Genomic DNA, 14,094 nt, shown 5'->3' with positions numbered 1-14,094 from the left:
GCTAATGGCAGTCCCTAGGGGAATTGAACCCCTCTTTCCAGGTTGAAAACCTGGCGTCCTAACCGATAGACGAAGGGACCGCGATTGGCGTGAGGCGGTATTTAGGCGAGCCGTCCGCGCGGCGCAAGAGATAAAATGCCTCTGAACCCATTTTTTTCAAAAGAGGTTCAAAACACCTAACTAAGTGGCCTCGGCACCATCTTCCAAACGGAGTTGCACCGATTGACGTCCGCCCCATGTGTTAATTTCCAAACGCCCTGCCAAATGAAACCGTTTTCCGCCGTGACCTTCTAAGGCTGGGCCAAGTTTGGTATCAAAAGCTCCAAAGCTAATGGCATCCAAGCGTGGGCCTTGGCCGTCAGAAAAACTGATTTTCAGATGGCTTTCTCCGACGCGTTTGGCAAAGTGAATCATGCAACTGGGAAATGCAAAGCGCGGTGCGGCGGCAGATGCCCCATAGGGGCCTGCTGCCTCGATTTTATGGATCAACTCGATGCTAGCGGCGCCAGGCATCAACAACGAATCAAGTTTCAAATCTGCAGGCCCCGCTTCGCCAGCCCCCTGTTTTGCCAAAAGTTCGGACAGGCGCGCCATGGCGGGTTCCAACTGATCGCGCATCACTGTCAAGCCAGCGGCCATCTTGTGCCCACCACCTTTGACCAGAAGGCCCTCTGCCGCCAGACGTTGGATGCTTGCGCCCAAATCAACGCCAGAAATAGACCGGCCAGAGCCCTTGCCCTCATCCCCATCAAAGCCGATCACCACGGCCGGACGATTGGTGGATTCTTTCAAACGTGAGGCAACGATGCCCACCACACCTGGATGCCAGCCATCGGCCGCAGCCCAGACAAGCGGTCCGTCCAAGCCCCGCTCGGCCGCTTGATCCAACGCGCCTGCGCGCACTGTGGCTTCGATCTCGCGGCGCTCTGTGTTCAGGTAATCCAATCGTTCGGCCAGCATTTGCGCTTCGGCCTCGTCCGTGGTTGACAGCAATCGCGCCCCCAAATCCGCAGCGCCGATACGCCCGCCCGCATTGATGCGCGGGCCCAGCATAAACCCAAGGCTATACGCCGTCGGCGCGGTGTCCATGCGCGACACATCGGCCAGTTTGCGAATGCCAATGCGTTCGCGGTCGGCCATCACCCGCAGGCCTTGCCGCACCAGCGCGCGGTTCACTCCAATCAGCGGTGCCACATCAGCCACGGTGCCAAGGGCCACAAGATCAAGATAGCGCATCAGGTTCGGCCCGCGCACATCTTGCGCCCGCAAGCGCCTGTTCACATCCACCAGCAGCAAAAACACCACGCCCGCCGCGCAAAGATGCGCCAGATCGCCAGTTTCGTCTTGGCGGTTCGGGTTCACCACGGCCACACAATCGGGCAGGGTCTCGCCGCCAAGGTGGTGGTCCAGCACAATGACGTCGGCGCCTTTTGCTGCCGCAATAGGGTCGTGTGAGAGCGTGCCACAATCAACGCAGACAATAAGATCGTGATCGCGGGCGAGGGCGGCCATTGCCGGATCATTCGGCCCGTAGCCTTCATCAATGCGATCCGGAATATAGAGCGTCGCGCTATGCCCCATGTCGCGCAGCCATGTGATCAACAAAGACGCCGAAGTCGCGCCGTCCACATCGTAATCTGCAAAAATGGCGATTTTTTCACGCGCCTGTAACGCTTTGATAAAGCGGGTGGCCGCAGGTTCCATGTCTTTCAGAACCATAGGATCAGGCAGCAAGTCTTTGAGGGCAGGGGCTAAAAATGCCTCGGCCTCTTCCACAGCAACCCCGCGCCGCGTCAGCGTTTGACAAAGCGGCAAAGGCAGGTCCGTTTGCTGCGCCATGGCTTCGGCCAAGCGATTGTTTTCAGGGGTGGGGCCAACCCAGCGGCGGCCTGTTAATGAGGCGGAGACGTCAAGAAAATCATTCATGCCCAATTGTATCGTCGCATCTTAGCACACATGCAAACCCTGAATGCACTGGGCGCGTGACTGATTTGTGGAATTTGTGACGTTTGGACAGAGAGGATGCCAATCCCCATCGGCTTGATGGTTGTTCATCACCCGATGATAAGCTTCAGGCGCTCATTGGTATGGGATCAGATTTAGGGGCGCGTGATCAAAACGCGCCCCGATACCAACGTCTAGACCGTCTCAATACGGATTGCGACGGGGTCACTGACCAGAACGCCCGTGGCTTGCATTGTCTCGATCGCCGCATCCAAGCCGCTGCGCGGGGTAGGGTCTGTGACGATCAAAACAGGGGCGACATCGGCGTCGTCGGTTTGGCCGTATTGACGCATTTGGTCGATAGAGACGCCTGCATCGCCCAAAGCGCTGGTGATTTTCGCCATGGCGCCGGGTTTGTCGATAAGCGCCAGACGCAAGTAATAGGGCGCAGGAGTCGCGGCAACCGCAGGGATTGCATCGACCAAGGTGGCAGCGGGTTGGCCAAAGGTGCTGATCCGCGTGCCGCGCGCGATGTCCAAGATATCGGACATCACAGCAGAGGCGGTCGGTCCCATGCCCGCGCCCGCGCCGCGCAAGACGATCTGACCCACTTCGTCGCCTTCCAGCACCACCATATTGGTGCCGCCATCAAGTTGACCCAAGGGGGAGGTGTCAGGCACAAGACAGGGTGTCATGCGCTGCTCAAGGCCGCGCCCAGACATCTGAGTGACGCCTAAGAGTTTGATTTTATATCCCATATCGGCAGCATGCGCGATATCGTCGTTTGAAATGCGCTCGATGCCTTCCAATTCCACTGCGGCGAAATTGACTTTCGTGCCAAAGGCGACAGAGGCCAAAAGCGACAGTTTGTGGCCAGCATCAATGCCGCCCACATCCAGTTGCGGATCGGCTTCAAGGTATCCCAAACGCGCGCATTCATCGAATAGAGCGTTATAACCTTGGCCCGTGGCTTGCATACGGGTGAGGATGTAATTGCAAGTGCCGTTCATCACTCCCATGATACGGGTGATACCATTGCCAGCCAGCCCTTCGGTGAGGGCTTTGATCACGGGGATGCCACCAGCGACGGCGGCTTCAAAGCGCAAGACAGCGCCATTGGCTTCAGCCGTTTCTGCCAAAGCCTGACCATGATGCGCCAAAAGCGCTTTGTTGGCGGTGACCACATCTTTGCCAAGGGCCAAAGCGGCCTCAGTTGCTGTTTTGGCAGGGCCTGAATCGCCGCCCATCAGCTCAACAAACACATCCACATCGCCGCGTTTGGCCAAGGCGACGGGATCGTCTTCCCAGGCGTAGCCAGACAGGTCAAAGCCACGATCTTTGGATTTCGAGCGCGCGGAAACGGCGGAAATGACCACATCGCGGCCGGTGCGAAGGGCCAAAAGGTCTGCTTTTTCCTGCACGATTTTGATCACGCCCATGCCGACCGTGCCCAATCCTGCGATTCCGAGACGAAGGGGGGCTTTGGCGAGGTTTTCTGCGGGCATGATGCGCTCCAAACGATGAAAGTGAACTTGCACGTCTGTTACCGACTTCTGCGAGCCTGTGCAACTGAATGAGGGGTGCCGCGTTATGTGTGGGGGGAGGTTCGGGCGCGTTAGGGGTGACGCGCGACTGCCGCCAAAAGGTGCTTGCGTGTGGCACTGTCCAATACTGGCGCCGACAGGCCGCGGGCACGGGTGCGCAATGCAGCGGCGCGCGCGGTCAGACTGTCGGTGGCCTCCGTGCTGGTCTTGTCTTCGCTCAGGGTTGGGGTGACGGTCTGTTCCAATTGTGCTGTGGTGAACAGCGTCGGCCATGGGAGCGTATTGTCTATCGGCTGGACGCGTCCCTGTAGATCAGGGGGCGGCGTGCAGCCGATGAGTATCAAACAGATCGAAGCCACACCGGCGACGCGCGCCAAGGCAGGGGCGTATGTGAGGCTGAACTTGGACTCTGGGCTGCGCATCGGGGACACTCTTGAGGGGATCAAATCAACGCGACCTTAACTTGCGTAGGACAGGGGAGCAATGCGCCAAAGCTGCGATGGCTGATAGAAATTGGGCTGTGGGGGCTGACAAAACAAGGCATGGCTGGTTTTCGCTTTTCGTTTGTGGCGCTGCAAGGTAGGCAGTTGAAAGATTTTAACGCGGTACATCTTTTGAGGAGGGTCTCATGAGCGACCAAAATGAAGACGGCTACAACGCGATGTCAGCAGAGCATCAGCCTGAAGAGAAAGAATTCGCTTTGCCCGCGACGATGCCGCGACGGGTGTTTGCCGTTGGGACTTTGGGCGGCTTGGGGGTGATCCATCTTTGGATTTTGGCGACCACGCCCCCTGCGGTTTTGATCGGTAAGGTGTTTTTGCTTGCAATGGGGGTGGTGCTTTTGTTTGCCACCTACCGTCTTTGGGTCTCGACCTCACGCGATCTGGTGATGACTGCTGAGGATATCCGTGAAGAGGGCGGTCGGGTCTTGTGCCGGATTGACGATATTCATCACGTACAGCGCGGCGCGTTTGCGTTCAAACCGTCCAACGGATTTGTGATTGTCTTGAATGATAATATGCCAGCCGCGCGCGGTTGGGCGCCGGGTCTATGGTGGCGCCTTGGGCGTCGCATTGGTGTCGGCGGCGTGACATCGCCAGGGGCTGGCAAGGCAATGGCGGATGTTTTGGCCGCGCGTGTGGTGAACCGCCGTTTGAACGCGCAGGCAGATAGTTGATTGCATTTGAAATATCGTAAATGACCACAGGAAAAATGGCCGCCTCAAGTGAGACGGCCATTTTTATTTTTGGTTTTATATCGCGTTTCGTATCGCAGTTTAGATTGAGGCATGTTGGGCCAAACCTAGGAGCCACTGTTGTAATAGCTATAGGTGTCTGTGCCGCTTATATCATCTGATGAATCACCGCCGCCATCGTCGTCTTCGGATCCATCATCAAACAGAACTTGTGTCGCAAAACGAGGTTTGGTCACAACAAAGTCAGTAAAGGTCAGGTCGTCGAGGCCCACGTTGAACACAGGGGCCCAATCGGTTGTCGTTTCCATAACCAATACTGTTTCGCCACTGGTCATGGCCGGCAGGCGGGACACGACGGATGAATAGGACTCTCCGTTGAGCGCCTCGCCACCATTTGCGGCATAAGACCATTCGAGTTTGTAATCGGGTGATCCATCAATGTCTGACCATGTGAAAGACGACAACCGCAGGGATTTGGTTCCTGTATTGGTCAGATAGCCGTAAATACTGGACAGACCTTCGACAAAATCTGCGTCGATAGGGTCAGTTTGGCGGGACACATAATCGGATACCGTATAGGCGGCTTTGTTGGCCATGCCTTTTATTTGAAAGGCAGAAAAATAGGTGTAAGCCAATAGAAGGCCGGTCAATATCACGGGCAGAACCAACACGGTCTCGATGCTCATCGAGCCAAGGTCGCTACATCTATAGCGGCGCGCGATAGAAACGATGCGCTGCTTGGGAATGCGAAAATGTTTCATGCTACATGGCTCCTATGTGTTTGGTTCGTTAACGAAAGCAGCGGTCGAGACCATGGCGATGCCTGAGCCTTCATAGCTTTCAAGCTGTGCCCCAAGCCATGTCGTTGGAAAAATAGGATCGATGTTCACACAGGCGCGCACCAACATCAGTTCGTTTTCATCGCCATCAGAAAAGGTCGTGGCGGGGGTAACATCCTCCGCGCGATCAATGCATTCGGCGTAGCTTGAAGGGATGACAAATCCGCTGGCGACCACAGGTTCAAGTGCGATGTGAATGTTTTCTTCACAATTTCTGATATAAGTCGCATAGCGGCACACGCTGTTTTTCAGCGTTGGCAGATCAACGTCTTCCATAAGACCCAAACGTACATCGCGCACAGCCATGTCCAGACCGCGATCCAGCATGGTTGACGATACCGTGTAATAACCTATCTCGTATCCGCCCATCAGGATGAAGACGAAGATCGGGAACAGCACGGAAAATTCCATGGTGGCAGAGCCGCAGTCGTCTTTCGCAAAAAATCGCGTTGTGTGTTTCAAGCGTGAAAGAATACTCATTCCACCAACCTCAATTCAGTGATTTTGGTCGCCACAGCGGCAAAAGCATCTGCAATCTCTAATCCGTCGGCATCTTTGTAATGCGCTTCCGACGAGGCACAGCTCTTCAAAATAGATGCGGCTGAGCTTGGCGCCTCGAAACCGATCGTGAAGACGATAATGCCTTTGTCTTTGGCGGCTTGGCAGGCTTGTAGCAAACGCGAATTCTTGGTGCTGCTGCCATAGCTTTTGTCAATGTCGCGCCAGTCGTAGTAATCATCTGAATCGCCTGAGGCCTCGTAACGGGTATAGGCGTGGCTATCGATGGTGAAACGGTCCCATACTTCGGGCCAGGTCAACAAACGCACATCATCCCAGCCACCATAAGGATCTTCGTAAAACGATTCATTATGTGGTGCGTAGTATTGGATCACGTCTTCGCAGGTTGTTTTGTATTTTGTCTTACCCTTCCAGTTCGTATACGGCGTCGATGTGCAGACTTCATTCTCTTCTGCAAAAGACACGCGATCTGTGTCGGGGTCCAGATAGATGTCTGAATTGCCTGAACGGTAAGGATCAGGCACATAGTACTGCGATGTGTTCACACCATCAGTCATCACCACCATCACTTTTAGCGTTGATGATGAATATTCATGTGGGCGGCCTGCATTTGACGCGTCCAATCCATCAGCGACCAGTGCTGTCGTCACATCTTGGAACGAGGGGTCCAGCATGGACATGCCCCATTTCACACCGACATCAATGGATGTGTTGCCGTCTGCCGTTAGGCCCGTAATTTTATTCTCGACGGCAGTGTTGGATGTCGAAAAGGGCAAAACGCGATTGTTTTCGGCTGGGTTACAAACCTGTGTCACGAGCCCTTCATTTGGCTCGTTGTAGTACCAAGGGTCAAAATTCAGCGTTTGTTCGTAGGATTTTGGATCGTCATCGGTGATCAACTCGACTGAATTGGTCGTAAAGTCATCTGCGGTAAAGTTTAAACAATGGGAGGTTTCGTGGCTGTCTTCGCGCAAGAATTGCGCGGCGATGTCAGGGCCAACGTTGACCTGCGTTGCGTAGGGCACAACTGAGACGGCCACATGACCGGCAATAGAGTTTGAAAATACGGTTGTCGCAAAGGCTTTGCCTGCAAGGCTCAGGTTTGCCAAACGGCTGCTGCTGTTCATGGATCCGGACACGTCCAAAACCAGCGCCACTTCCAGTTCTGTCATACCTTGTTCGGCGACGCTGTAACTGTTTAGTTCTAAATTATCCACGCCAGAGAGGCGCAAGAAATAGGTCGGAATATCTGCCGTCACGGTGGCTTTAACGCGTTTGCCGTAGCCCACGCCTTCGACTTCCACGTCCTCAAGGAATTCTGTCAAACCGGCTTTTGCGAAGTAATCGCGCACAACAGCTTTGGCTGCATCGGTTGTTTCACTGCTTGCCGCAGCCAAAACGGCGCGGTCGGCGGTGTTTTGCAATTCGGTACGCAGGGTTTCGTGGCGCACGATATCGACGCCAATGCCTGCAAGAACAAGAACGATCACAAAGGTGAAAAGCCCGAAGATGAGCAAAGAGCCCTCTTCATCACGGCCATACTGACGCGCCATGATTTTGGTTCGGTTCAACCATGCCCGACACGCGCTAAGTGTCTTGGCTGGGCGCAATTTGTGCGCTGTGTCCCGAGTGTTTTGTGTCGTCCCAAACATTGTAGCACCAACTCACGTTGTCCAGTGGTGCCCCCATTTCCCAAATGCCGATGCGTCACGGGCTTGCTTAAGGCCCACATCGACACGTCAATATCCCTCAAAGCGTTAACAATGTAAAACGAAACGCGTCTTTGGTGTGCGTTTTTGATCATAAGTATAGCTTAATATTCTTTATGGTTCTTTTTTGCTTTTGATTGAACACAGTGCTGACACAAAGCAAATTGGCTGCCGTATTGATGCCATAATGCCGACACCTGAGGGGCGCGCTTTGGGAACCTACGGCGCAAAAATGCGAATCACTTGGGGGGCAATGAGGTGGATTTTTGCCTGTTTTCATGCCAATTGAGGGGGCGCGTTAACCAATTAGATATACGTGAAAAGCGTTTGTGATGCGCATCGTTGAGTACGTCATTTCATGACTTGGCGATACGCCGGCAAAGTCGCACAGCCGCGCTGGACTCTGGCGACGCGGGCGCAGATAATATGCTCATGTCATTACCACCCGGATTCCTTGATGAGTTGCGCGCCAGAAGTTCCCTGACCCAAGTGGTCGGACGCAAAGTCATATGGGACCCACGCAAGTCCAACCAAGGCAAAGGTGACATGTGGGCGCCATGCCCGTTCCACCAAGAAAAATCGGCCTCCTTTCACGTCGATGACAAACAAGGCTTTTACTATTGCTTTGGCTGCCATGCGAAAGGCGACGCGATAACCTTTATCCGCGAAACCGAAAACACCAGTTTTATGGAGGCGGTCGAAATTTTGGCGGGTGAGGTGGGCATGCCCATGCCTGCACGCGATCCTGTGGCGCAACAAAAATCTGACAAACGCACAGAGCTGGCTAAGGTGACAGAGGCCGCCGTGCGCTTTTTTCGTATGTCTTTGGCGCAAGCCAGCGGCGGGGCCGCACGTGCGTATCTGGACCAGCGCGGCATGTCAGAGGCCACGCGTGACCGTTTCGAGATTGGTTATGCTCCCAACGGAAATGCCTTGCTGGCGCATCTAAAAGCCAATGGTGTCTCAGAAGAAATGGCCATTGAGGCCGGCGTCGCGGCCAAGCCTGACGATGGACGCGGGGCGTATGATTTTTACCGCGATCGGATTATTTTCCCCATTCGCGACGCACGTGGACGGGCGATTTCATTCGGCGGGCGCTCGATGGACCCGAACGCGCGGGCGAAATACCTGAATGGGCCAGAGCGGCTGTTGTTCGACAAAGGCGCTGCGCTGTACAATCACGGCGGCGCGCGCACGGCATGTGGCAAAGGCCAGACCTTGGTTGTGGCAGAGGGCTATATGGATGTCATTGCTCTGTCTGAAGCAGGGTTCGAGGCCACTGTCGCCCCTCTTGGCACGGCTGTCACCGAACGCCAATTGCAATTGATGTGGCGGATGCACCCTGAGCCGGTGATCGCACTTGATGGCGATAAAGCGGGTTTGCGCGCCGCCATGCGGGTGATCGATTTGGCCATGCCTTTGCTTGAAGCCGGAAAATCCCTGCGCTTTGCAATTATGCCTGAGGGCAAAGACCCTGATGATTTGATAAAAGCGGAAGGCCGCGCAGGTATGCGCGCTGTTTTGATGGCCGCTGTGCCCATGGTCACTTTGCTGTGGCAGCGCGAAACCGAAGGGAAAGTCTTTGACAGCCCTGAACGCCGCGCGTCTCTCGACAAAGCGCTGCGTGATGCCATCACCCCGATCAAGGATCGCTCGATCAAGCGCCATTACGGTGAAATCCTTAAAGACATGCGGTTTGAGCTGTTTCAATCCAAGCGCACCCAAAGTGAGCTGGATCAGGGCGGTGATCCTTTTGAGATGGCACCAGATTTTGCAGCTCCGCCCCCTCCAAGTTATGACGCTGGATATACGGGCATGGATCAGGGCGGCTCTGATATGGGCTATGATGATCGCTACGCTGATGCGCCCTCGGGGTCGGGTCAGGGCAATGGCCGCGCTGGGCGTGACGGGGCAGGCGGCAAACGCAACACCGATTTCGAGGCCCGCCCCAAACGCGAATGGGACCCCAAAACCAAGTCTTTCAAATTGCCGGCTGTGCCCGTGCCCTCGACCAAATCCTCGGTCATTGCCTCGTCGGATGACAGCTATATGGACTTTCTGCGCGAGGCTGTGATCTTGGCCACGGCCCTGCGCAACCCGTCCGTGATCCTTGAATTCGATGCGCGCCTTGAGGCGCTTCACCCCGCCAACGCCGAACACGCTAGCCTACTGCACGCGCTGCTGACCCATGCCGATGAGACCGATCCGCAAACTCTGTGGGATAAAGTTCTATCTGATTGTGGCAAGCCAGCCCTTGATCGTTTGATGGCGCATCCCCATGTGCAAATCGCGTCCCAAGTGCAACGGCCAGATGTGGAAATGGCGCAGATGTGCCTGACCGAGGAATTGGCCAAGCTCAAAGCGCGTCGTGGCTATTCGACGGAATTGAGTGACGGTATCTTGGATATGGTCTCTGCGGATGATGAAAACGTCACATGGCGCTTGGCCCAAGCAGCCGAGGCACGCAATCGTGCGACCAAAGCCGAGGCCGAGGATCGCGCAGAATACGATATCGGGGCCAATGGGGCCGAAATGAAACGCGATGAACGCCGCGCATTGGATGATCTGATCGCGCGGATTTCAAAGGGCAAAGGGGCGCAGGGCGGGGCAGAATAGCCTTTTACCTGTGCTAAGCTATATATAATTCACCGCGCGGCACCCTCTGGTGTAGGGACGGTTAAGGAAATATGGGTAAACGGGTGGCGAATCGTTGATTCGCGTGACATGATTCGTAAAGCCATTGATTCGCGCGTCTTTGACGGGCGAATCGCAGGAAACGATTTCGACTGAGGAGAGCCGGATGGCCGCTAAGGACAACGATGATCAAAAAACCGACGTCGCGGAAGCAGATGTTGGTCTCGATATGAGCCAAGCGGCGGTCAAGAAAATGATCGCGGAAGCCCGTGAAAAAGGCTACATCACCTACGATCAGCTCAATAAAGTTCTGCCCCCTGAACAGGTCAGTTCCGAGCAAATCGAAGACGTGATGTCGATGCTGTCAGAAATGGGCATCAATATTATCGAAGACGAGGAAGAAGAAGAGGTCGCCAGCAGTGGCGAGCTTGTCAAAGCTGACGGCCCGCGCGATCTGACGCTGGCCAATTCTGAAACCGAAAAGCTTGATCGTACCGATGACCCTGTGCGGATGTACCTGCGCGAGATGGGCTCTGTCGAATTGTTGTCCCGCGAAGGCGAGATCGCGATTGCCAAACGGATCGAAGCAGGTCGCAACACGATGATTGCGGGTCTGTGCGAAAGCCCTTTGACCTTCCAAGCGATCACGATCTGGCATGACGAGCTTTTAACCGAAGACATTTTGCTGCGCGATGTGATCGATCTTGAGGCCACATTCGGCACAGGTATCGATGGCGACGACGAAGAAAATGTCGTGGGCGGCGTTGTGACGCCTGGTGTTGCGGGCGCGGCGGCTGCTCCTGCGGCTGTAAAAGCCCAAGAACTCGATGCAGATGGCAACCCGATTGCCAATGATGACGACGATGATGATGACGAAGATGAACAAGCCAACATGTCTTTGGCCGCGATGGAAGCTGCGCTGAAACCACAGGTTTTGGAAGTACTCTTGAACATCTCTAACGACTTTGCGCGCCTGTCTGAAATGCAAGATTTGCGCATGTCTGCGACCTTGAACGAAGACGGGTCTTTTTCGAAAGACAACGAGGCCGAATACCAAGCACTGCGCTCGGAAATTGTGATCTTGGTGAACTCGCTTCACCTGCACAACAACCGTATCGAAGCCCTGATCGACCAGCTTTACGGCATCAACCGTCGCATCATGTCCATCGATTCCAACATGGTGAAACTCGCCGACCAAGCGCGGATCAACCGTCGTGAATTCGTTGACGCCTACCGTGGTGCTGAGCTTGATCCAAACTGGCTGGACCGTATGGGCGAAAAATCTGGGCGCGGTTGGCAGATGCTGCTGGAACGCTTTACGCCAAAAATCGAAGAGCTGCGCGGCGAAATGGCCATCGTGGGTCAATATGTTGGTGTTGATATCTCTGAATTCCGCCGCATTGTTCAACAGGTGCAAAAAGGCGAAAAAGAAGCGCGTCAGGCGAAAAAAGAAATGGTCGAGGCCAACCTGCGTCTCGTGATTTCCATCGCCAAGAAATACACCAACCGTGGTCTTCAATTTCTCGATCTCATTCAAGAGGGCAACATTGGCCTGATGAAAGCGGTCGATAAGTTTGAATATCGTCGTGGGTACAAATTCTCGACCTACGCCACTTGGTGGATCCGCCAAGCTATTACGCGCTCTATCGCCGACCAAGCGCGCACCATCCGTATTCCTGTGCATATGATTGAGACGATCAACAAACTTGTGCGCACGGGCCGTCAGATGCTGCACGAAATTGGCCGCGAACCTACACCAGAAGAATTGGCAGCCAAGCTGCAAATGCCTTTGGAAAAAGTGCGCAAAGTGATGAAAATCGCCAAAGAGCCTATCTCTTTGGAAACCCCGATTGGCGACGAGGAAGATTCACAGCTCGGCGATTTCATCGAGGACAAGAATGCGATCCTGCCTTTGGATTCCGCCATTCAGGAAAACCTCAAAGAAACCACCACACGGGTTTTGGCCTCGCTCACACCGCGAGAAGAACGTGTCCTGCGGATGCGGTTCGGCATCGGCATGAACACCGACCACACGTTGGAAGAAGTCGGCCAACAGTTCAGCGTGACCCGCGAACGTATTCGTCAGATTGAGGCGAAGGCTTTGCGAAAGCTGAAGCACCCAAGCCGCTCCCGCAAGCTGCGCAGTTTCTTGGATCAATAAATAGGAGCGCCCTCGGAAACGGGGGCGTTTTTTTATGACAACAGACGAAATACGGAAATCACGTGAAGCCCTGTTTGGGCTTAGAGAGTTGCTGCATCGATGCGTGATGTACGATGTTTTATCCCCACGTAAAACAGACTTGAACTTTTTTCGTATCTATCAGGGCAGCTTGATGGACTCGATCAGTGTGGATTGGTGCAAATTCTTTGGAAAAAATGCTGAGTGTTCTCATTGGAAAAAACTAGTTGTCGATGTGGAGCCTTTTCGCGAGAAACTTAATCGCCGACTTGTTGAAGACGATCTGGGCACTTTGAACGATGTTTGGGATACAATGAAAGGGTATAGGGACAAGGCTGCAGCCCACTTGGACTTCAATGAGAGCAAAAGACCGAAATGCTATCCTTCTTTGAAGGCAGCTAAGGTTACTGCTGAACTTCTTTACCAAGAATTGTATGCACGTCTCCAACGAGAACAAGAGCATCACGATCACGTTGATCCCAGTCAAATAACGGGAGATTCGCGGAAAGGGATTGTCGCACACAATGCAGAATTATTTTCAGTTTGTTTGGATGCGCTTGACGGCTGGAACAATGAGAGCCGTCCATGAAAGGCAATTGGACAGACATGCCAAAATAATTCATCTGGTACAGTCAGTCTTGCCCTCATCCCTCACACACGCCAAACTCCCCTCAACCAAATCAATACGAGGCACCGCACATGTCCCTTCTCTCAAAACTCTTCGGCGGCAAAGCCAGCGCTAAGGTCAAAGACATTGAACCAGAGCTGTACAAAGACTTCCTGATTTTTCCCGATCCAGTAAAAGCCAGCGGCGGGTTTCGCATCGCGGCGAGGATCGAAAAGGACATCGACGGCGAGGTCAAAGTGCATAATTTGTTGCGCGTTGACACCTTGGCATCCGAGGAAGAGGCGGCTCAAGCCAGCATCAACAAATCCAAAGTCTTCATCGACCAAATGGGAGATCGAGTCTTTGACTGACACGGGCCTGTATCGTTGTTTGGGATGCTAAAAGTGAAACCTGTGTTGCAAGCTATCGCCGCTCTCATAGCAACAACGGTCTATGCCACGCCAGCGTTGGCTGTCTGTGCGGGCAATCAGATCGAGCTGTTTTCCTGTTCCTTTGGCAGCAAACAGGTCGAACTGTGCATGACTGCAGATGACCAAAGCGTGACCTATCGGTTTGGCCCCAGTGCGGCCCCGGAGATTGAGCTGACCCGCGGTTTTGACGCGATCACCATGCAGCCGTGGAACGGAATTGGGCGCAACATTTGGGATCGAGTTGTCCTGCCCAACGGTCAGTTTTCCTACGCGCTATATGCCGCCTATGACAAAATGGATCAGCAGCAAAGTGGTGGGCTTGAGGTCTTGCGCGGCGAACAGGAATTGGCATCTCTAAATTGCGCGGCGGATATGTTTTTCGACTTGGACACGCTGCGATTGACAATGGAGCAGGGGGGCTTTTGTCGCAAAGATACCGCAGACGTGCTATCAGCTGAAGCCTGCGACTAAAGCGTTTAAGCGCTACGCGACC

At 54.3% G+C, this 14,094-nt stretch carries 12 protein-coding genes and 1 tRNA gene; 6 read left to right on the top strand and 7 right to left on the bottom strand.

Annotated features, from left to right (window positions below):
- Positions 1 to 5: 5 nt before the first annotated feature.
- The 4 genes from KO497_RS08750 to KO497_RS08735 all read right to left on the bottom strand — a co-directional run bounded on the left by KO497_RS08750 (position 6) and on the right by KO497_RS08735 (position 3,910).
- Positions 6 to 80, bottom strand: a tRNA-Glu gene (locus tag KO497_RS08750).
- Between the two features lie 100 nt (positions 81 to 180).
- Complete coding sequence (gene recJ, locus KO497_RS08745; protein WP_215943578.1) at positions 181 to 1,926, bottom strand: single-stranded-DNA-specific exonuclease RecJ; 1,746 nt, start codon at positions 1,924 to 1,926, stop codon at positions 181 to 183.
- Positions 1,927 to 2,138: 212 nt separating this feature from the next.
- Positions 2,139 to 3,449: a homoserine dehydrogenase gene (locus KO497_RS08740; protein ID WP_215943577.1), complete on the bottom strand. Its 1,311-nt coding sequence runs from the start codon at positions 3,447 to 3,449 to the stop codon at positions 2,139 to 2,141.
- 110 nt (positions 3,450 to 3,559) lie between these two features.
- Positions 3,560 to 3,910, bottom strand: coding sequence for a hypothetical protein (locus KO497_RS08735; protein ID WP_215943576.1), 351 nt, complete (start codon positions 3,908 to 3,910; stop codon positions 3,560 to 3,562).
- A gap of 206 nt (positions 3,911 to 4,116) precedes the next feature.
- Here KO497_RS08735 and KO497_RS08730 point away from each other — a divergent pair, with 206 nt between their 5' ends.
- A complete protein-coding gene (locus KO497_RS08730; RefSeq protein WP_252729572.1) occupies positions 4,117 to 4,665 on the top strand; it encodes a hypothetical protein in 549 nt (182 codons plus the stop codon).
- A gap of 125 nt (positions 4,666 to 4,790) precedes the next feature.
- On the opposite strand, the gene KO497_RS08725 is transcribed toward KO497_RS08730, so the two are convergent.
- From KO497_RS08725 to KO497_RS08715, 3 genes are read right to left on the bottom strand one after another with little or no spacing between them, the layout of a single operon-like run.
- The gene (locus KO497_RS08725; protein WP_215943575.1) at positions 4,791 to 5,444 is read right to left on the bottom strand and encodes a TadE/TadG family type IV pilus assembly protein; all 654 of its coding nucleotides are present in this window, start codon (positions 5,442 to 5,444) and stop codon (positions 4,791 to 4,793) included.
- Between the two features lie 12 nt (positions 5,445 to 5,456).
- Positions 5,457 to 6,002: a TadE/TadG family type IV pilus assembly protein gene (locus KO497_RS08720; protein ID WP_215943574.1), complete on the bottom strand. Its 546-nt coding sequence runs from the start codon at positions 6,000 to 6,002 to the stop codon at positions 5,457 to 5,459.
- Complete coding sequence (locus KO497_RS08715) at positions 5,999 to 7,693, bottom strand: TadE/TadG family type IV pilus assembly protein (protein ID WP_215943573.1); 1,695 nt, start codon at positions 7,691 to 7,693, stop codon at positions 5,999 to 6,001. Before KO497_RS08715 ends, KO497_RS08720 begins: the two co-directional genes overlap by 4 nt.
- 489 nt (positions 7,694 to 8,182) lie before the next feature.
- Here KO497_RS08715 and dnaG point away from each other — a divergent pair, with 489 nt between their 5' ends.
- From dnaG to KO497_RS08690, 5 genes are all read left to right on the top strand, one after another.
- Positions 8,183 to 10,366 (top strand): DNA primase, encoded by a 2,184-nt coding sequence (gene dnaG / locus KO497_RS08710; protein ID WP_215943572.1) that lies wholly within the window; start codon positions 8,183 to 8,185, stop codon positions 10,364 to 10,366.
- Between the two features lie 184 nt (positions 10,367 to 10,550).
- Positions 10,551 to 12,545, top strand: coding sequence for an RNA polymerase sigma factor RpoD (gene rpoD, locus KO497_RS08705; protein WP_215943571.1), 1,995 nt, complete (start codon positions 10,551 to 10,553; stop codon positions 12,543 to 12,545).
- A 34-nt stretch (positions 12,546 to 12,579) separates the two neighbouring features.
- On the top strand, positions 12,580 to 13,152 hold the full coding sequence (locus KO497_RS08700) for a hypothetical protein (RefSeq protein ID WP_215943570.1): 573 nt from the start codon (positions 12,580 to 12,582) through the stop codon (positions 13,150 to 13,152).
- Between the two features lie 110 nt (positions 13,153 to 13,262).
- Complete coding sequence (locus KO497_RS08695; RefSeq protein WP_215943569.1) at positions 13,263 to 13,541, top strand: HlyU family transcriptional regulator; 279 nt, start codon at positions 13,263 to 13,265, stop codon at positions 13,539 to 13,541.
- A 33-nt stretch (positions 13,542 to 13,574) separates the two neighbouring features.
- The gene (locus tag KO497_RS08690; RefSeq protein ID WP_215943568.1) at positions 13,575 to 14,072 is read left to right on the top strand and encodes a hypothetical protein; all 498 of its coding nucleotides are present in this window, start codon (positions 13,575 to 13,577) and stop codon (positions 14,070 to 14,072) included.
- Positions 14,073 to 14,094: the final 22 nt, after the last annotated feature.

The organism is Pacificibacter marinus, assembly GCF_018860665.1.
In the GTDB taxonomy this organism is placed as follows: domain Bacteria; phylum Pseudomonadota; class Alphaproteobacteria; order Rhodobacterales; family Rhodobacteraceae; genus Celeribacter; species Celeribacter marinus_A.
This window is presented reverse-complemented; position numbering and strand designations above follow the sequence as displayed.